We start from the raw sequence: 18,837 nt of genomic DNA, 5'->3' as shown, positions 1-18,837 counted from the left end.
GGCACTTGTATTGTTCATAGTGGCTCTTCCCCGTAAGTAAATCTGTGCATCATCAGCGTCCCCATTCGAGAATCTATTTTGAACGCCCCCCGGCATTCCATCTCCCATTCTGCTAATTATACCAGGAACACGGCCCCCGAGCGCATTGCTCAAATTTGAAGGGGCTGCTTTTCTAAGTTCCTTCATGTTAATATTGGAAATGGCCCCTACCACATTGGCTCTTTTCTGAATACCATAACCCACCACCTGGATTTCTGCAAAAGCAGCCGCATCCTCCGTCAGGTTCACCTCCAGTCTAGCCAGTCCGTTAAGTCTTACTTTTTTCGTCACGAAACCTACATACGAAAAAATCAGCACCGCTTCCGCATCCGGAACCCGAATGGTATATGTACCGTCTGAACTGGCAATTGTGCCAATGCTGCTGTGCTCCAGCCTTATCGTTGCCCCGGACAGGGCCATACCTTTACCATCACTCACCGTTCCCTGTAATTGGATCGCCGATCCGACAGCTGCTGTTCCAGGCAATACAGCAATATCATCCTCTTTTTTTAGCAGGATATTGTTTTCGACGATCTTAAAGGTATAAGGCAGGTTTTTGAAGCACTCCTTCAGCGTTACCTCAATCGGCGCATTTTTAACATGTATTGTGATCTTTATCTTAGTCAGCCCTTTATCCGTATACAAAAACACGTATCCGGTTTGTTTTTCAATGGACTGCAATACGCTTTCCAAAGGCGCATTTGTTTGATTAAGCGTAATCTGACTATATCCTTTGCTGCTGTAAATAAAAAATATGGTTATCAATACCGTTATTAATTTCATAACCATGAATAAGTTTGCAAACCGGTTAAAGTATCAATATCGTCTTTTTTCCTTTATGAATTTTAGAATCTGTTATGTTATAATCAATTTTAAAATAACTTAAAACCTCAAGTACTTTCGACATATTCACATTTCTGTACATCTTTCCCGAAAATACAGTTTCAGGTAAGCTTCCTTTATACTCCACATCCACGTCATACCATCTTGAAATCTGGCGCATAACGGTTTTAATATCCGAATCCTTAAAATAAAAGTAACCATTTTTCCAGGCAACAGCCTCTTCAACATTTGCTGTTGTGATATTGATTGTCCCGTTCAAAACCAGGGCCTGTTGGCCTGGCTTCATCACATTTACAGTGTTCCCGGACGAAACCTTTACCTTACCCTCCAGCAGGGTCGTATTTACCCCTTGCTCGTCCGCATAAGCCATCACATTAAAATGTGTGCCCAATACCCTTATATTTGTTTCACCTGCCTTCACAATAAAAGGCATGGCCGGGTTTGATACCACTTCAAAATACGCTTCCCCGGTAATTTCAACATTTCGTTCCCTACCCGAGAATACCATTGGAAATTTAATAGATGAAGAAGCATTTAGCCATACCCGGGTACCATCAGGTAAAATGATATGGTATTGTCCGCCCCTTGGCGTTAATATGGTATTCAAAGCAGGGAGCTTGCCTGCGGCACCTTGTCCGGATTTCAGCATATTGTATCTGAGCTGTCCGTTACCAGTTTTATTGATGGATACATTGCCCTGGCTTAACAATGTGCCATTTTTTGCATGATCTAAAATGATCTCTGAACCATCCGCCAGTACCAGCACAGCCTTACTTCCCCCTGGTGCTACATCTTCTTTAACGTAATTTGAGCCAGGTATTTCCTGCTGCTTCAAAACCAGGAAATAAAATCCTGCACTTAAAAAAATTAATATCGCGGCTGCAGCAGGCAGCCAAACCCTGAGTGCAGGCTTGCGCCTCGGCAATCCCGCCTGCAGCAAAGTGCCGGTCCAGATCTCCTCTTTTATAGTGCTGATATTTTTCACATCAGGCAATTCCTGACTGTCAGCTTCCTGTTGATACCATCGTTCTACAATTGTCCTTTCTTCCGGAGTACATAAATTTGCTGCATACCTGTCAAATAACTCCTGCGCTTCTTTCCTATTCATTAATCATTAAGTCGTGTAGTAATAAATAACAGTTAACATGCGCCCAGGTAGTAGATGGTTTTAAAATAAATTCGGAACCAATATACGAATTGTATTTACGTTTACGTCGCCGATGCGAAATTCATAACCAATATGAGTTTCCATAACCTTTGTTATCTTTGCCTTAATTATACGAAATACCAAGCATGGACGAAAAGATTATATTCTCGATGGCAGGGGTAAATAAGATTTACCCACCCCAAAAACAAGTTTTAAAAAATATTTACCTGTCTTTTTTCTATGGCGCCAAAATTGGCGTGATCGGTTTAAACGGATCCGGTAAATCTTCACTTTTAAAAATTATTGCCGGCCTGGATAAATCCTTCCAGGGAGAAGTCGTTTTCTCTCCGGGTTACACAGTAGGCTATCTTGCCCAGGAACCAGTGCTTGATGAAAATAAAACCGTAAGAGAGGTGGTAGAAGAAGGCGTAGCCGAAATCACTGCGATCCTGAAGGAATATGAAGAGGTTAACGAAGCATTCGGCTTAGAAGAAAATTATTCTGATGCCGATAAAATGGATAAATTGATGGCCAGGCAAGGCGAACTGCAAGATAAAATAGACGCTGTTAACGCCTGGGAATTAGATGCCAAACTGGAACGCGCCATGGATGCGCTACGCTGCCCGGATCCGGAGACCAAAATCGCCGTATTATCGGGAGGTGAGCGCCGCCGGGTAGCCATGTGCCGCTTGCTGTTACAGGAACCAGATGTATTGCTGCTCGATGAGCCTACCAACCACCTTGATGCAGAAAGCATAGACTGGCTGGAACAATTCCTGAAAAACTATAAAGGGACTGTTATCGCCGTAACACACGACAGGTACTTCCTGGATAACGTAGCCGGATGGATCCTGGAACTGGATCGTGGCGAAGGTATTCCATGGAAAGGCAATTACTCCTCCTGGTTAGATCAGAAAGCAAAACGCCTTGCCCAGGAAGAAAAAACAGAATCCAAACGCCAGAAAACGCTGGAGCGTGAGCTGGAATGGGTACGCATGGCGCCAAAAGCCAGACATGCCAAATCCAAAGCCCGTCTATCCAACTATGACAAACTTGCTTCAGAAGACGGAAAAGAAAGAGAAGACAAACTGGAACTCTTTATTCCTGCCGGACCAAGGTTAGGCAATGTAGTGATAGAGGCCAATGAAGTGACCAAGTCTTATGGAGACAGGATCCTTTTTGAAAACCTGAGCTTTTCTTTACCTCCTGCGGGCATAGTTGGGATTATTGGACCAAATGGTGCGGGTAAAACTACCTTGTTCCGCTTAATCACCGGACAGGAAACTCCCGACGCCGGAACTTTCCGCGTTGGAGAAACTGTTGCATTAGGTTATGTAGATCAACTACACAACGATCTTGATCCGGAAAAAACAGTATACGAGAACATTACCGATGGATTGGATAATATCCAACTGGGCAACAAGGCCGTAAACGGCAGGGCCTATGTTTCCAAATTCAACTTCAATGGCGGTGATCAGCAGAAAAAAGTAGGCATCTTATCCGGTGGGGAACGCAACCGTGTGCACCTGGCCATTACCTTAAAAAAAGGCGCCAATGTATTGCTACTGGATGAGCCAACCAACGATATCGATGTAAATACTTTGCGTGCACTGGAAGAAGCCCTGGAAAACTTTGGTGGCTGCGCTGTAGTGATCAGTCACGACCGATGGTTCCTCGACCGCATCTGTACACACATTCTTGCTTTTGAAGGCGAATCGCAGGTTTACTTCTTTGAAGGCAATTACAGCGATTACGAAGAAAACCGTAAAAAACGCCTGGGCGATGTAACCCCGCACCGGATTAAATACAAAAAACTGGCTTAAGCATAAGCTTATCCTATATTAAGCGGCTGTTCATTAAGTTGAGTAGTCGCTTTTTTTCATGTCCAATGCCCTTCTTTTAACATTTCTTAACACTTGTAGGATTAAACCATCAGACAGGGATGTTATCTATACCCTAACAACAAAAGAAACATGCACATATGAAAAGATTAATTTTTACCGCTATGTTATTCATCGGTATGGGTACCATGGCATTCGCACAACAACAAGACAGCACCAAAAGAACGCGTAAAACTCCCGAAGAAAGAGCGCAGCACTTTACAGACGCCTTAGCAAAACAGCTTTCGCTTACTGAAGATCAGAAAACAAAAATCTATGCGATCAATCTGGAAGGCATGAACAAGGCAAAAGGTAGCCGGACAAAAGGCCAAAGACCAGACCGGGCAGCCATGAAAGCCTCCATGGACGAAAGAGATCAAAAGATCAATAGCATTTTAAATAAGGATCAGCGCAAAACTTACCAGAAGCTAAAAGCTAAAAGAGCCGAATCGTTTAAAAAACAGGGCAAAAGAGCGGAAAGAAAAGCCCCGGCAACAGAAAAAATATAATAAAACTGAATGGAGATATCGTGAGGGTGATTAAAAAGCGACAGTGTGAGCTGTCGCTTTTTTTTGGATGCTGAACTTAACCTCATTAAATTTATATTTGAAGGATAACAGCTTCTCCAAAATGAACCAGCAAAACAAAAACAATCCTTTACCAAAAAAACGACACAGCCGGACGGTGCTGATCTGGACCCTCGGCATAATAGTATTATTGATGTCCCTTACCTTTATCACCATGCAATTGAGCCCCTGGCCCTCCGCCATGCTCATCCGTTATGGATTTAACAAAGGCGGCAAAGCAACAAACCTCGCACTCGAACCCTTTGTACCGCAAGGAATTGCCCGGCAGCTTAACATTCCTTACACCAACACCTCCAATCCAGACACGAAGCTGGACATCTATTCGCCCGCCACAGTTAAGGGCGACAGTGGCACATTCCCGGTAATTGTATGGATTCACGGTGGTGCCTGGCTTGCAGGCAGTAAAGAATATGTTGGAAATTATTGCAAAATACTCGCAGGCAAAAACTATATCGTAGCGGCAATAAATTATTCTCTGGCGCCGGCAAGCACGTACCCTACACAATTGTTCCAGGTAAACCAGGCCATTGCATTTCTCAAAAAAAATGCCTGGAAATATAACATTGACCCCTCCAGATTTATACTTGCAGGTGATTCCGGAGGCGCACAGGTTGCTGCCCAAATGGCTGGAGTAATCAGTAACAGGGATTATGCTAGGGAAATAAACATAGAACCTTCTTTAAGCAATACTGAGCTCGCAGCTACATTGCTGTATTGCGGTGCATACGATTTTAGTCTGATCACACTGAAGGGGAGTTCTGCCTGGTTTTTAAAAACTGTGCTCTGGTCATTTACCGGAGATAAGCACTTTAGCAACAATCCCGCTTTTAACTCCATTTCCATAACCAAAAAAGTTACAGTTGCATTTCCTCCTACCTTTATCTCTGTAGGTAATGATGATCCTTTGGCCATACATTCACATGCCTTGGCAGCAAGGTTAAACAGTCTGGGTGTAAAAGTAGATAGCTTGTTTTTCACTAAAGACCACCAACCAGCCTTACCCCACGAATACCAGTTTAACCTGAATGGAAAAGATGGGCAGTTAGCGCTGCAAAAATCATTGCAATTTTTATCAGAACAGGTAAAAAGGTAAAATAATGAAATACCCACTCGTTATATCCAACTGTATAGCCATCTAATTGAAAAATTTTCTTCCCCGTTTTTGACCACCTAATCTTCAAAAAAAATTAGATTCACAATAATTAACTTAAGAACAATGAATCTAAAAACAGTATGTCTTCATTGTAAGGAGACTATCAAAGGACGCTCAGATAAAAAATTCTGCGATGACCACTGCCGCAGTGCCTACAACAATAACAATTATACAAACCGCAGCAGCCTGGTTAAAACAACTCATAAAACCCTTCAGAAAAACAGGCACATCCTCCAAACCTTAAACACTACAGGAAAATCCAAAGTCAGCAGGAAAGCCTTACAAGACAAAGGCTTCGACTTTAGCTATTTTACCGGCATCTACCATACCGGCAAAGGAGCCACTTATGTTTTCTGTTACGAAATGGGATATTTAAGCTTAAGAAATGAAGAGGTATTGCTGGTGAGGAAAATCGATTTCCCGAGGTGGCATGGCTGATCATATAGTGAACCATAAGATACGGGAAGCTCTTTTGATTATACGGTGCTTTAAGCAGCATACACAGCCGACAGTTCCGAGACCTGCCGCAATGATTGTACTGCACGATAAACGTGGTTGATAACAGATTGATAACGGATTCCAAGTACTGTCGCGATCTGCGGATAACTAAGCTCATCATAGAACCTCATATTGAGTATCTCTCTTTGTTTTGCAGGGAGTGAATTTAGCGCCGATAACACCAACTCCTTTGTCAGGCTATTGGATTCCTTTGAAACGATAATATCTTCGGTAGAGAAAACGTGCTCAGCCGGTGGCATAAGAACCAGTTTTGAATCGCGGTGTTTTTTCAAACGGATGTAATTTAGCACGATTGATCGGGTGGATCTATAGAAATAAGCCTCAATATTTTTTATTGCCCCGATCTTTTCCCTGTTTTCCCAGAACTTAACAAACAGGTCCTGTAAAAGATCGTCAACAAGATCATCATCATTGAGCATCTTTGATGCATATACAAATAGTTTGGGATAAAGTTTGGCGTGCAGGGTTCCATAATCCTTTTGACTTCCGGCAAGTGAGCCATCCCATAATGCAATCAATTTCTCAGACATCATAACATATCAATATTTGGTTGATACGAAGATGCATCGCAGGCAAAAAAACGATGAGTATAAATTCATAAAATAGGAGTGCATTTTCGCCTAACCGATTTAGCACACCAATAAAGTCCTGTTTTCAGAATAAGAACCGGGATAAATGATCAAATACTGAAGCATGCTTATTTAATTTTGTACCGTTTGTTAAAAGACTTCCTGTGTCTTTTGATAAACTCTGATGGATTTAACCCGAAAAGCCTGGAAAACTGCTTTCCAAAATATTTGGCATCATTGAATCCAGACCTGAATGCTACCTCAGTTACATTATGATCTGAGTTGATCATTAGTTCTGCGGCCTTACGAAGCCTGATGAACCTGATAAACGAATTTACCGATTGCCCGGAAATGGATTTCACCCGTTTATACAAGGTAGAGTGACTCATCCCTACTTCCTCTGCGAGGGCTTTGATACCAAAATCAGAATCCGTCAGATGCATTTCTACAACCTGTATACAGGTGTCCAGAAATTTCTTGTATTCCTCAGAGACCACCACTGAATTGGATTGAAGTGTGATTTCATTAAAGAAATAATTTTGCAGGTTGTTACGGTTTTTCAGGAGGTTGGCAACCCTGGCAACCAGATATTCACGCTCAAAGGGTTTGTTGATATAATCATCTGCACCCCCATGAACGCTCTTGAGCTTGATCTCCTGGGATGAACTGGCCGTAAGGAGGATTACAGGGATATAGGAAAGCGTAGGATTAGACTTGATTTTCTGACAGAGCTCAATCCCGTCAATCCCCTGCATCCTGTAATCAGTTATGATCAGGTCTGGAAGCTTCTCTGCCGCAAGCTCAAGTCCCTGCGCGCCATTTTCTGCTTCGTATACGGTATAGGTACTCTTAAATAGCCCAATAATGTATTTTCTGATATCCCTTTCATCATCAACCACCAAAATGGATTGCCTGTCACTGACCAGACTGGTTTCAAGGCTGATCAGTTCATTCTCCGATTGTTCGCTTTGATCTTCGGCAGTGAGTTCATCAAATAAATCGGATTCCTTATGGTCATCCAGGCTAAGCATCCCATCCAGATGTCCCGTACCCTTAAGCAGACTGATGCGGAAAATGCTTCCCCCCTCGCTGCTATTTTCAAAAGAGATCGTTCCGGAATGCGACTCCATAAATTGCTTAGCTAAATAAAGACCTATTCCAAATCCCGATTTATACACGCCATCCTTGCGCTCAACCTGATAAAAACGCTCAAATATCCGATCTTTGGCTGTGTCTGGGATACCAGGGCCGGAATCCGCTACCGTAAGCACCAGTTCCTGACCTTTTTCGCTAAGCCTTACAGTTACCCTACCACCTTTTGGGGTATATTTCAGCGCATTGGAAAGGAGATTAAAAAGTACGATCTCCACCTTGATCCTGTCTGCATATACTACTGCATCATTGGCAACAGATTCATACCTGTAATCAATGTCATTTGAGGCCGCCTGTTGGGTAAAACAGAGGTAAACCTCCTTGCTTAGTTTATCCAGGTTCAGTCTGGAAGCCTTGATGTCATCAAAGCCAGCGTCCGCCTTTCTAAAAAGCAGCAGCTGATCAACCAGGGTAAGCATCCTTTTGGCATTACGCTGTATCATATTCAGCTCTGCATTTTCCTGTCCGCTGGAAGTGTCTTTACTGATGAGATCATTAATAGGATTAATAATCAGCGAGAGCGGAGAACGAAACTCGTGGGATATATTGGTAAAAAAGGACATGCGTTTTTCCGTAAGTGCCTTTTCCTGCTCATTGATCAGCCTTTCCTTCTCATGGGCAATACGTTCCAGCCGCACCTCATATTCCAACCTCGTCTGGGCCGTTCTGTAACGCTGATAAGTATATAGCAGGGCGGCGATAACGGAAAAGTATCCGAAATAGGCCCACCAGGTTCTGTACCATGGGGGCAGCACAGTAATTTTTAGGGCGATCTCTTTTTTACCCCATGTTCCCGCAGCATTTGTACACTTAACCCTAAAAACATAACTACCTTCAGAAATATGTGTGTAGGTTGCTTTTCTCACCGTTCCTGAATTGTTCCATCCACGGTCCCAGCCTTCCATGATATACTGGTAAGAAATTTTGTCCGGCGATGAATATTCAAGCGCAGTAAAACCAAATGAGAATACTGCCTGGTCGTAAGGCACCCTGATCTCCTTTATCGTCTCCTTATCCGCATCTAAGATCAGATCAGGTTTTTTTTCTAAGGGAATGTTGTTAATGCTCAGGTCCGTAAGGAGCAGGTTTGGTTGAGGACGGGCCGGGACAATCTGGTGTGGATCAAAAATACTGAAGCCCTTTATGCCGCCAAAAACGATCTCTCCGGATTTGAGCCTGATACCGGCATTTACCTGAAACTGGTTGCTTTGCAATCCATCGCTTTGGTAAAAATTTCTGAAAGTCCGTTTCTTCAGGTTCATTGCAGATACTCCATAATAGGTGCTCATCCAAAGATTTCCCTGGTCGTCATCAATAAGGGTCAATACCGAATTGTTGCTAAGTCCTTCTGCGGTAGTAAAGCGAGCTATTGATTTCCCGCTTACCGGATCGAATAAAATAAGTCCGCCTCCTTCGGTTCCGATCCAAAGCAAGCCCTCACTGTCTTCATAGATTGCCCTGACGGTATAGCCTACATCATAAAAAACATGACGTTTTCCCCCTTTGTCAATCTTAACCAATTGGGTAAGGGTGCCTCCCCATAGGGTACCCTTTTTGGTTTGCATCATGGTAAAGAGATCGCTCAGTCTTAAATCGAAAAGCTCAAAGTTTTCCGTTAGCCTGTTCAGCTTGTAAAGTGCCCCGAAAAAACTTCCCCTGCGCAATGTTCCTGCCCAGATATCCTTGTCTGCATCCTCAAAAACGGTAAAGGCAACCTTCATCTCTGCACCGGTATGTGGATTGATCAGCTGATAGCGGCTAAACTTTCCTGTAGCCGGATCAAAGCGGTTAGGCCCCTCAGTAAAAGTGCCCATCCAGATTTGTCCCTTATCATCGGAAATCAGGGAAGTGATGAGATCAGAAGAAACCGAACTGGGATCTGCAGATCGCCTGAAATTGGTAAACCGATCAGTTTTTCTGTCCCATATGCGCAAGCCCGCTCCATCCGTACCGATATAAAGCCCTCCCCCTGGTCTTTCCAGGAATGCGGAGATGGCGTTGCCCTGAAAAGAATTGTTCCCGGGATTTTGTGACCATGTTCTAAACGTCTTCTTAAGGGGATCCACAACAGTCACCCCGCTAAAAGAAGTTCCGATCCATTTCCTGGAATTATGGTCTATGAATATCGAAAAGATCTGTTCTCCGTTCAGCCTGTCACCATTGCTCCCCACAGCCAATGGGGCTGCAGTATCATTTTTCGGATTATAGTGATACACGCCATCTCCGTTAGTGCCCAGGTAAAGATCACCATCTTTATCCAGGGTTATACTGGAAACGATCTTGCCTGCAAGTTCGTTCTGCGAACCAGGGACCCATACCATTTCTTTTTTTGCGATGTCATAACGGTATAGCCCGTTAAAAGTTCCGATAAAAACCTGTTGAGCCGTTACGGCCATAGCTATCGCGAGTCCTATTTTCGTATCGCAAAGAATGAGCTTGCCTTTCAGAGGATCCAGATAACAAAGGCCCAGGTTCTGGGCAAATACCCATACTCTGCCGTTCCGTTCTACTTTTACCGACTGAACACCATAAGAAGTAGTCTGGATATCATTCAAAATCAGCGGAACCTGTTCAGTAACAACGGAGCCTCTTTTACTGATCAATAAACCCAGCCCCTCGGTGCCGATGAGCATGGTATTTTGAGGGCCCGGAACGATTTCCCTGATTACGTTAGTGATTGGAGCGACCTTTCCTGTTGTAAAATTACGGAAACTTGCCGTTGTAAATGTTCCCTTCAAGTCATCATAAACGCTCAGCCCCTGCCGGGTACCGATCCAAAGATTATAGTCCGCATCACTGTTAATGGTATGTATGATGTTGTGGACCAGTGAAAGTTTATCGTTGATCTGGTTCCTGAATACCTTGAAACCATAACCATCATAGCGGCTTAGTCCATCTTTGGTCCCGAACCAGAAGAAACCCTTTTTATCCTGATAAACAGAACGTACAAAATTATTGGAAAGCCCATCTTCTATACCTAAATGACGCACAGTGGGAGGATCTACGGGAGCACCTATGCAAAGAACGGAGTAGAGCAACAGAAAGGATAAAAAGGCTTTAAGCACGTCAGTTGGAATTCTAGATGACTAAAATAACGAAACATTATTACAATAAGACATTTTTAGCTATCCCATTTTTCACTTTATAAGTCAATTTTTTGATAGGATAATTTTCCGAACTTCGTTGCTCTTCCTTTACCCTTTGTAATTGAAACAGGTGCTTCGCAGGTAAGATAATAAGCTCCATTTTTACACGTAAGGACCGCCGATGTTTTCTCTTTAGCAGTTATTGTAAAACCTTTTGCCTTCAACTCCATACCATTCCCCAGGAAAAGCGTATAATCATCATTGTCTTCAGTTACAATTGCGTAAGTAGCCCTGGCCGACATGTTTTCGTATCGCACAGTTTCATCCTTCACCGAAGAAAAAATATAATCCTTTCTGCCCGTTTTACTTTTTACCAGGATGCCAACAAAATCAGGTGAAGCGTCAACCGGCTTAAATGAACTTATCGATTCAATAGATTTCCCTTCTTTTGCTGTGCTTGGTTCAAAAACAGACACAAAGGGGTGTTTCCAGGCTTCGCCATGCTGACGCGCGGCGATAGTTAAAAACGGGGCTTTCTCAACATCATAGGGAATCCCATGTCCATCTTTGCGAAAGGCTTTAGTAGGCGGCGATTTTATGGAGAATACCTCTCTGCCCGGATAACCTTTCATCCAAAGGTTCATGTAAACATGATTGCCGCCTGGCATACTCATTTTCCATTCGGCTTTATAATCTTTACCGGTACTTACCGACTTTTTGTCCCACATATAATCTAAAGCGAACAAATGCCCTCCCGCAAAAGCCATCTCTTCACTGGGTTTCAATATTAAGGCCTGATTATTGTCATCCGTGAGGGTCATTTCCTGTCCTAAATTGTGATAAAAATAATCGTGAAATTTATCTCCCTGACGCTGTTTTTTTGAGCGAAATATATCTACATAATAGCCAGTTGATTCACCAGTACGTATGATGCTTAAAAAACGATTCTGATCACTCCTGCTTTCCGGTTCCAGGAAATAAACATCAGAAAATGTAACATCCGGATAAAAACCTTCTTTTTGTTCTGGTTTTGGATAGCAGCTCAGCAAGTCAAATGCGTGATTGCTCAACATTTCCGGATAGGCTGATATGCCATCAACCATAACGGTATTATGAGCTGGAAACTGCGAATAATATTCTTTATAATCTGGTTGAAAATAGGTAGATCCAATGCCCGATTCAGCGCCCTGTACAAAACCTTTACCATATAATTCTATGGAAACTCCATTGGCATGCATATGATTGCCTAATGAGGCGTTTTGTGAAATCATTAAGCCATTGTCTTTATCATCGTAGCCAGTGCGCTGAACAAACCAGCTTACATTAGGGGCATAAAATGTTTGTGTGATGAAATCCTGAATCCTTCCCGGCGATATTTGTTGATCTAGTTTTAAGGGTTTACTGGTAAAAAATGAGGATACCTGGGGAGCAAGGTCCTGAACTCCTGAATACCCCAGCTCTGCCTTAGGGCTAAACAGCCGGTACATTTGGGTAAATGTAGTCTCCTCTTCCTTACGTTTATACTTTTGGGCCATCCTTACCATGTCACTAAATGCTTCGGTATAAACAGGCCCATAATGTGTATCGCCAAAGGCTGTGATATGTCCATTTGGAAACAGGTATTGGGGCAACATTTTAACTGCCTTAGTCATAACGGGCGTATAAGGCAGTAAATTCTGGTTAAAAGTATTGTCGTAATCACGGATAAAATTGGTCAGATCTTTGGTAACACCCTGTGAATAACCAGGAGATTCGGCCCATACACCGGTATTGGCATCATATCCATACTGCATGAATTTGGTCAATGACCATTGACGTGCTGATGTTTTGTTCAGGATATAGTCTATGTAATATTCACGTCCCTTACCATCTGCATATTTTTTGTTTTCTTCCAATACCATGGCTACTTTTAAGATGAACTTGGCCTGGTGCAGATTCCAGTTATTTTGAGGAACCCCATTTTTAATGGTGATGTCTATCCATTTTTTTAATGTGGCTTCGTATTTATCCGTTTTATCTCCATGTTTTGAACGGACATAGGGGTAAAGGAAATCATACAAATAGGCAAGCTCATTTAAAATACGCTCCTGGATCACCTCAAAGGTAGATAACCCCACTAAGGTCTGAGCATGGCTATTGTTTAAATCAATGGGCTCATTACGGTAATACATGCCCATCATATAGGTATCGAAAATAGCGTAGGCAAACTTTGCATACTTTTCATCACCGTAAAGCCAGTAAATAAAAGCAGCATCCTTACCAAGCCCCATAATTTGTTCGTTAATGCTTTCTATGCCTGAAGCGTTGGCTTGTTCGCCCCATTCCAAAGGCATACCTGCTTTTTTGGTATTGTGAAAATAAACACCTTTGGTATCATCCATATAAGGAGTAATATCTTCTAATTTTGGCCTGCTGTATACTGCAGCCTGGCCCCTGGTACTGCCAAAACGAACTGTTGGTACTGGCGCCTCCCCGTCTGCGTGTGAATATACCCCACCCTTTATGTATACATTTGTGGCTTTACTTTTCCAGTACATCATTAGCCTGGAGGACATCCAGGTTGGGTCGCTAACATGTTGATCAACGTATTTATCAATCCGGTTTTTGATACCTTTCAGTACCTCTTGTGCCCATTTTTCTTTTTTAATCTGTTCAAGAACAACTTGTTTACCTGCAACAGTAGTCATCAGCCGTGGATGGTTTTCCGGCAAATTGGCTGGCAAAGGTATTTGTTGTGCAATGGTAGAATTAACAAGAAGCAGCACAACCATAATAAGGATATATCTCATTTTCATGCGTTATTTAAAGGCTTTAAACTTAACTTATATTCGATTCACAATGAAACTTTCTTTTCGTGGAATCTCTGATGATGAGCTCTGCCGCTACCTCAATCTTCTCTGTTTTTTTAGAATCTCCTTTAGCGTTGAGCATGTTCAATAACGCATTAATGGATTGCAGCGCAAGTTTTTGAATGGGTTGTGCAACGGCTGTAATAGAAGGGGAATAAATATTAAAAACCTCATGGTCATCAAATGCAACAATAGCAATACCATCCGGAGTATTTATTTTTAACTGGTTCATTGCTTTAATGCCACTAAATGCCAGGTAGTTTGTTGCAAAAAAAATCGCATCAATCTGTGGATTTTTTTTTATGAACTTCACCATTTCCTTTACTTTATGGTCGAAATCACTGTTAAATGGAATTGCTTTGATCAGCAAAGGCAGGTCACGCTCAGCCAATGCCTTTTGGTACCCTTCCCGACGATCCTGCATCTGGACCTGGTTGGAATCCAGTTCCAGAAAAGCTATATTTTTAAAGCCTTTCTTTGTAAGGTACTTCGCAGCGTCATAGCTTGCCTTATAATTGTCGAGCACCACATAGCTGGAATCTACTCCTCTCAGGTACCGGTCAAAAAGCACAACGGGCAAGCCATCATCAATGAGTTCCTGAATATCATTTTCTATACCTGATGGTGGGGTAATGATATAGCCGTCTACGTGCCTTTCGCGAAAAAGCCTGATCAGCCCTTTCGTTTTTTGAAGGTCATTATCGGTGCTGCAATAAATGATCCGGTAACCATTCTTATAGGCCAGCTCTTCGATATGATAAGCAACCTGGGCAAAGAAATAATCAGAAATATTCTCTACCATCAGGCCTATGATCATTGTTTTTCCAGTACTCAGGCTTTTGGCCAGCTGATTGGGTTTATATTCTCTTTGTGCTGCATATTTAACTACACGTTCAGCAAGTTCATCGCTGATCCGCTTTTCTTTCGCCTTACCATTTAAAATAAAGGAAATGGTTGTTTTTGATATGTTCAGCTCAGTAGCAATATCACGTATGGATAATCTCTTTGCCATCTTATTGCCTGCGCTTATTAAAAGCTTCGTATTGCCCTCACGCCAAACCTGAATTTTTCCTTGAACGTATTATTGATCCAAACCGTCTGTCCGTCATACGTCTTTCTATTGGTAAAATTTGACGAATCCTTTAAATACGGGCCAAAAGTGATGAAATATGCATGGCTTATCGGGGTACCTGCACCTGTATTGGTACTATTATATTCTGTAGAGCACCAATAATTGCTTTCTTTTAAGCCACCAATAATATCTTTCCTGGAGCGGATGATGGCCAGTTCTTCTACACTTGGCAAATACCAGTCTGCATAACCTCCGCCTTTGTAGTTTTTTGCCCACCAGGCAGCATAATCACCTTCGCCCCCCATAGATGCGATGATTTTATCTGTATTTGTTAAACCAGTACCCTGAGGAATGGTGGTACCAACAATGACCAGCTTGCCGCTGCTCCAGGGCGCATAGGCAACATCCTGTTCAGAGATGATCATACCGCCTCCGGCGGCATTAATATAAAATATAATTCCACCCTGATACCATTGCCCCAGTTTTAAGGGGCTTCCCTGTGCAAGCACTTCAAATGTAGCCGTAGTGGTTGCCGAAGCATAACCTCCTGAGGCAGCCTGTACAGCAGTAATTGTAGTCTGGCCTGCAGCCTTTATGGTAACTGTATTTCCTGCTATCTCGGCTACAGCCAGATTACTGCTGGTATAAGTGAAGGTTCCGTCACTGTCACTCACTGGCGGTACAATGTTGAAAGGTGCAGTACCGGCATTCCGTGCATTCACGGTAAAAGAAAGTACCGGGGCTGTACCTTCGTCTTTTTTACAGGAAAGCAGTGTAAAAAAGCAAAGGATTATTATCGTTAATCTTTTCATCTTCTATATGTTAAATTTCTTTGTTCCTGACTGATACAAACTACTCTACCTTAATGGTAAGGTCCCTGACCGTTGATTTAGAGCCACCTTCAACTGTTGAATTTATGGCAACAAAAGTTACTTTATAGGTTCCCGGCGCAGTAAATCTGTACCGATAATTATTCACCACATCCAGTCTTTTTTTAATGTATACCCCTCTGTCCAGTATGATGCTCGACAATTTAAATGCTCTCGAGATCATCCAATCCTCATCGCTATAGCCGTCTGCGCCGGTTGGAAAAGTGGAGCTGGCATCAAGTGTCCATTTTAAGGAATCCTTTACAGATTCGCCCTTAAAACTGTAGGCATTAAATCCGGCAAGCCTGTTGTCATTTGCCGAACTTACATTATTTGTGGTAATGCCATTTAAATACACCAGACCGTTAGACCCTATGTTATTGAGCTTAAAATTCGTCATTTGCCATGACCTTGCCTTTGAAGTGGCCGACGAAGTGGTACTTTTATACCTGAATGCAATAAATACGGTATCTCTTGGGCTACGAAAATCAGAGATATCAAACAGACTGGTCACAGTTGCTGTACTTGTTACCGCAGGCCAGGTGGCACGATTTGAAATATCCACCCATTCGCCATTGCGTACACTTGCAGAATCGCTCCAGTTCCCATTAAATTTGTTGGACGCAAATACACTCAGGTTTCGAGGCTGATTGATGGCAGCATTGGTAAAATTATCATTGTATTTAACTGTAAAACCGAGTTGATTTCTAGCATTTGGATCGGTGATCCGCTCTATTTTATCATATTCCTTACCAGGCTGTCCAGAATAAAAAGTGATCATATCCGGGTTACCGGTGAAGGTAAATACTGCATCTTCGCTGGTGGAAACCGTAGTCTTCTCTGCCGATACTTCAAAATCCGGTGTGGTTAAAGCATCCTTTTTACAGGCATAAAACGCTACTGCAATCAGGCTTAAGTGTACAAGAAATCTATATTTTTTCATCGTATTTTTTTTTAATCCTGGCATCTTAATAGCCCGGGTTCTGAATAATCTTCTTGTTTAAAGTAATTTCGGAAGTTGGTATCGGCCAGATCACGCTCTGTTCTGTCACATTATCTGCAGGCTGTCTTGCCGCTACATCCGAGTTGGCATAGATACCAGGGAATGAGGAATTTGAACCCAATACATCATTGAGCATACTCCTCATCGTTGGTACAATAATGCCCCAGCGTTTCAGGTCCTGGTACCTTACACATTCAAAAGCAAGTTCCAGGTACCGTTCATTTTGTATGGCTGCTAAAAACTGCTGAGGTCCCAAACCTGACGGTAACTCTGCTGCAGTAGCAGAAGGAATATAGCGGTTAACCGTAATTCTTGGCGCTTCACCGGCATAGGTAAACACTGCACCCGTTTGTGCTGCAACTGATGCGCCACTTGTATTGGCTGGTGCAGTTGCCGTAGAGGTACCTGCTGTAGTTACCCTGTATAATCTTCCAATTCCCAGCGGTGTACTAAGATCTGGTATGGTCACGTAATCGTTCAGCGCATAAGCGGTGCCTGCTGCCCAGTTACCCCTGCTCAAAGTAACAGTTGGATTGGCAATATAGTTATTACCCTGGGCAAAAACCGCAATCTGAAGTTTATTTGGTGGGTTGTATGGATCACTTGTGCCTCCAACAAATGCCAGGATCCCACCTCCGGTGCCTCCACCCCCTACAAGCCTTACAGCTGGTACAGCTCCGGCAAAAGTTGTCGTCGTACCATTTTCTACAGTAACACTTTCCAGAATAGGCGTAGTACTGTATGCCCGTTTGCGGACCTGGTTAACCGCATTATAAGCGGCCAAAGTTGGGCCATTAACGTAGTTTTCAGCTTCAGCGAACATGAGCAGTACATCCGAATAACGCAATACCGGGAAATTACTATCGCTATTGCCCCGTTGTCTTCTGCTGATGCTTCCTTCTTCCTGTCTTCTCCACTTGCCCGGATATCTGCCCCATACTACTTTGTCGTTAAAATAGGTACGAGCCGGAACCGGTGATGCCGATACAGATACTGTTGGCCAGCTATAATTAGCTACGGTCCTGTTTCTGCGCAAATCACCCGGCTTGTACGATTGGTACAACCTGGCATGGACCATGATATTTCCGAGTGCAAATCCGGTATCGATGGCGTTTACCCCGTCCGATCCAACGGCAACTGCCTGTCCGATTTCTGACGACATTTTTACCCCGTTAAAATTACCAAGTGGGCCGCCCATACTTTGATTAGCTGCAGCACCGGTATATATAAATCCCAGTTCCCAGATCACTTCCTGGTTGTATATATTCTGGGCCTCATCAATAAATATTTTTGAAAAATCGCCCAGAGCTACCGGATAATCAGTCATCACTTTCAGCGCCCATGCCCTTGCCTCTTTATACCTTTCCACATCATTAACCGGAAAACCTGCTGCATGCAGGCACACCCTTGCAAGTATACCCTGAACCGCTTCCCTGCTTACCCTTTCCGTATGGCCAAGTCCTGCACGGGTCTGTTTTTGCAGCAGTCCCTCGGCTTCTGTCATATCGGTGATGATCTGATCATAAACCTGCTTTGCCGTAGATTTTTCGATCTGACCATCTTCTACTGTCTGAGGAGGTGTTAAACGGACAGGAACACCGCCAAACCATTGTACCAGCATAAAATAATAATAACCGCGTAAAAATAAGGCTTCACCTTTTGCTGCATTGATCTCATCCGGCGTAAGCTTGCCACCAGCATTATCAATATTTTTCAAAAAAATATTGATCTGGTTAATAGATTGATAACAAGCCGTCCAATGGCTGCTTACCTGGCCATTACCTGGAATAGAGGTAAAAGACGTAGGAGAATTGGCCTGAGGGTCTCTGCGGTAGCTTTCATCTGTAGGCGCATTGGCAAATACGATCAGGTTTTCACATAGCGCAGCACTTCTAAGGTTCGAATACATCGCAGTTAAGGCATAATCAACCTGCCATTTCTCTGAATAGAATTGCTCAGGGCTTAGGTAATCCTGGGGTTGCTGGTCCAGGTATTTCTTGCATGAACCCAATAACATCAGGTTGCAAAGGCTTATTAAAATAATGATATATCGTTTCATAATTTCTTCA

13 protein-coding genes are annotated in these 18,837 nt (G+C 43.0%); 4 read left to right on the top strand and 9 right to left on the bottom strand.

Annotated elements, in window-relative coordinates; genetic code table 11:
- The coding region (locus R2Q85_RS23470; protein ID WP_316814247.1) for an STN domain-containing protein at nucleotides 1-822 on the bottom strand (822 nt) is incomplete at its 3' end.
- Nucleotides 823-847: 25 nt separating this feature from the next.
- On the bottom strand, nucleotides 848-1,990 hold the full coding sequence (locus R2Q85_RS23465; RefSeq protein ID WP_316814246.1) for a FecR family protein: 1,143 nt from the start codon (nucleotides 1,988-1,990) through the stop codon (nucleotides 848-850).
- Nucleotides 1,991-2,175: 185 nt separating this feature from the next.
- On the opposite strand from R2Q85_RS23465, the gene ettA reads away from it, so the two are divergent.
- From ettA to R2Q85_RS23445, 4 genes are all read left to right on the top strand, one after another.
- A complete protein-coding gene (ettA, locus tag R2Q85_RS23460) occupies nucleotides 2,176-3,852 on the top strand; it encodes an energy-dependent translational throttle protein EttA (RefSeq protein ID WP_316814245.1) in 1,677 nt (558 codons plus the stop codon).
- Between the two features lie 158 nt (nucleotides 3,853-4,010).
- Nucleotides 4,011-4,418 (top strand): DUF4890 domain-containing protein, encoded by a 408-nt coding sequence (locus R2Q85_RS23455; RefSeq protein WP_316814244.1) that lies wholly within the window; start codon nucleotides 4,011-4,013, stop codon nucleotides 4,416-4,418.
- Between the two features lie 121 nt (nucleotides 4,419-4,539).
- Nucleotides 4,540-5,589, top strand: a complete 1,050-nt coding sequence (locus tag R2Q85_RS23450) for an alpha/beta hydrolase (protein WP_316814243.1) — start codon at nucleotides 4,540-4,542, stop codon at nucleotides 5,587-5,589.
- 123 nt (nucleotides 5,590-5,712) lie between these two features.
- A complete protein-coding gene (locus R2Q85_RS23445; protein ID WP_316814242.1) occupies nucleotides 5,713-6,087 on the top strand; it encodes a hypothetical protein in 375 nt (124 codons plus the stop codon).
- A 50-nt stretch (nucleotides 6,088-6,137) separates the two neighbouring features.
- Here the strand turns inward: R2Q85_RS23445 and R2Q85_RS23440 are convergent, their stop codons facing one another.
- The 7 genes from R2Q85_RS23440 to R2Q85_RS23410 form a co-directional block, all read right to left on the bottom strand.
- Nucleotides 6,138-6,701, bottom strand: coding sequence for an RNA polymerase sigma factor (locus R2Q85_RS23440; RefSeq protein WP_316814241.1), 564 nt, complete (start codon nucleotides 6,699-6,701; stop codon nucleotides 6,138-6,140).
- A 164-nt stretch (nucleotides 6,702-6,865) separates the two neighbouring features.
- A complete protein-coding gene (locus R2Q85_RS23435; protein ID WP_316814240.1) occupies nucleotides 6,866-10,954 on the bottom strand; it encodes a two-component regulator propeller domain-containing protein in 4,089 nt (1,362 codons plus the stop codon).
- A 77-nt stretch (nucleotides 10,955-11,031) separates the two neighbouring features.
- Nucleotides 11,032-13,764 (bottom strand): hypothetical protein, encoded by a 2,733-nt coding sequence (locus tag R2Q85_RS23430; RefSeq protein WP_316814239.1) that lies wholly within the window; start codon nucleotides 13,762-13,764, stop codon nucleotides 11,032-11,034.
- Between the two features lie 28 nt (nucleotides 13,765-13,792).
- A complete protein-coding gene (locus R2Q85_RS23425) occupies nucleotides 13,793-14,836 on the bottom strand; it encodes a LacI family DNA-binding transcriptional regulator (RefSeq protein ID WP_316814238.1) in 1,044 nt (347 codons plus the stop codon).
- Between the two features lie 17 nt (nucleotides 14,837-14,853).
- Nucleotides 14,854-15,708 carry a hypothetical protein gene (locus R2Q85_RS23420; RefSeq protein WP_316814237.1) on the bottom strand — a complete coding sequence of 285 codons (855 nt, stop codon included), beginning with the start codon at nucleotides 15,706-15,708 and terminating at the stop codon, nucleotides 14,854-14,856.
- Nucleotides 15,709-15,748: 40 nt separating this feature from the next.
- Entirely contained in the window at nucleotides 15,749-16,708 is a 960-nt protein-coding gene (locus R2Q85_RS23415) for a DUF5017 domain-containing protein (protein ID WP_316814236.1), read from the bottom strand.
- Between the two features lie 25 nt (nucleotides 16,709-16,733).
- Complete coding sequence (locus tag R2Q85_RS23410; RefSeq protein WP_316814235.1) at nucleotides 16,734-18,827, bottom strand: RagB/SusD family nutrient uptake outer membrane protein; 2,094 nt, start codon at nucleotides 18,825-18,827, stop codon at nucleotides 16,734-16,736.
- Nucleotides 18,828-18,837 lie beyond the last annotated feature (10 nt).

The sequence above is a fragment of the Pedobacter heparinus genome (assembly GCF_032678725.1).
Lineage (GTDB): Bacteria > Bacteroidota > Bacteroidia > Sphingobacteriales > Sphingobacteriaceae > Pedobacter > Pedobacter heparinus_A.
This window is presented reverse-complemented; position numbering and strand designations above follow the sequence as displayed.

Coding starts and splice junctions, on each gene's coding strand:
- R2Q85_RS23465 (WP_316814246.1), bottom strand. CDS start 1,990: ATGAATAGGAAAGAAGCGCAGGAGTTATTTGACAGGTATGCAGCAAAT.
- ettA (WP_316814245.1), top strand. CDS start 2,176: ATGGACGAAAAGATTATATTCTCGATGGCAGGGGTAAATAAGATTTAC.
- R2Q85_RS23455 (WP_316814244.1), top strand. CDS start 4,011: ATGAAAAGATTAATTTTTACCGCTATGTTATTCATCGGTATGGGTACC.
- R2Q85_RS23450 (WP_316814243.1), top strand. CDS start 4,540: ATGAACCAGCAAAACAAAAACAATCCTTTACCAAAAAAACGACACAGC.
- R2Q85_RS23445 (WP_316814242.1), top strand. CDS start 5,713: ATGAATCTAAAAACAGTATGTCTTCATTGTAAGGAGACTATCAAAGGA.
- R2Q85_RS23440 (WP_316814241.1), bottom strand. CDS start 6,701: ATGATGTCTGAGAAATTGATTGCATTATGGGATGGCTCACTTGCCGGA.
- R2Q85_RS23430 (WP_316814239.1), bottom strand. CDS start 13,764: ATGAGATATATCCTTATTATGGTTGTGCTGCTTCTTGTTAATTCTACC.
- R2Q85_RS23425 (WP_316814238.1), bottom strand. CDS start 14,836: ATGGCAAAGAGATTATCCATACGTGATATTGCTACTGAGCTGAACATA.
- R2Q85_RS23420 (WP_316814237.1), bottom strand. CDS start 15,708: ATGAAAAGATTAACGATAATAATCCTTTGCTTTTTTACACTGCTTTCC.
- R2Q85_RS23415 (WP_316814236.1), bottom strand. CDS start 16,708: ATGAAAAAATATAGATTTCTTGTACACTTAAGCCTGATTGCAGTAGCG.
- R2Q85_RS23410 (WP_316814235.1), bottom strand. CDS start 18,827: ATGAAACGATATATCATTATTTTAATAAGCCTTTGCAACCTGATGTTA.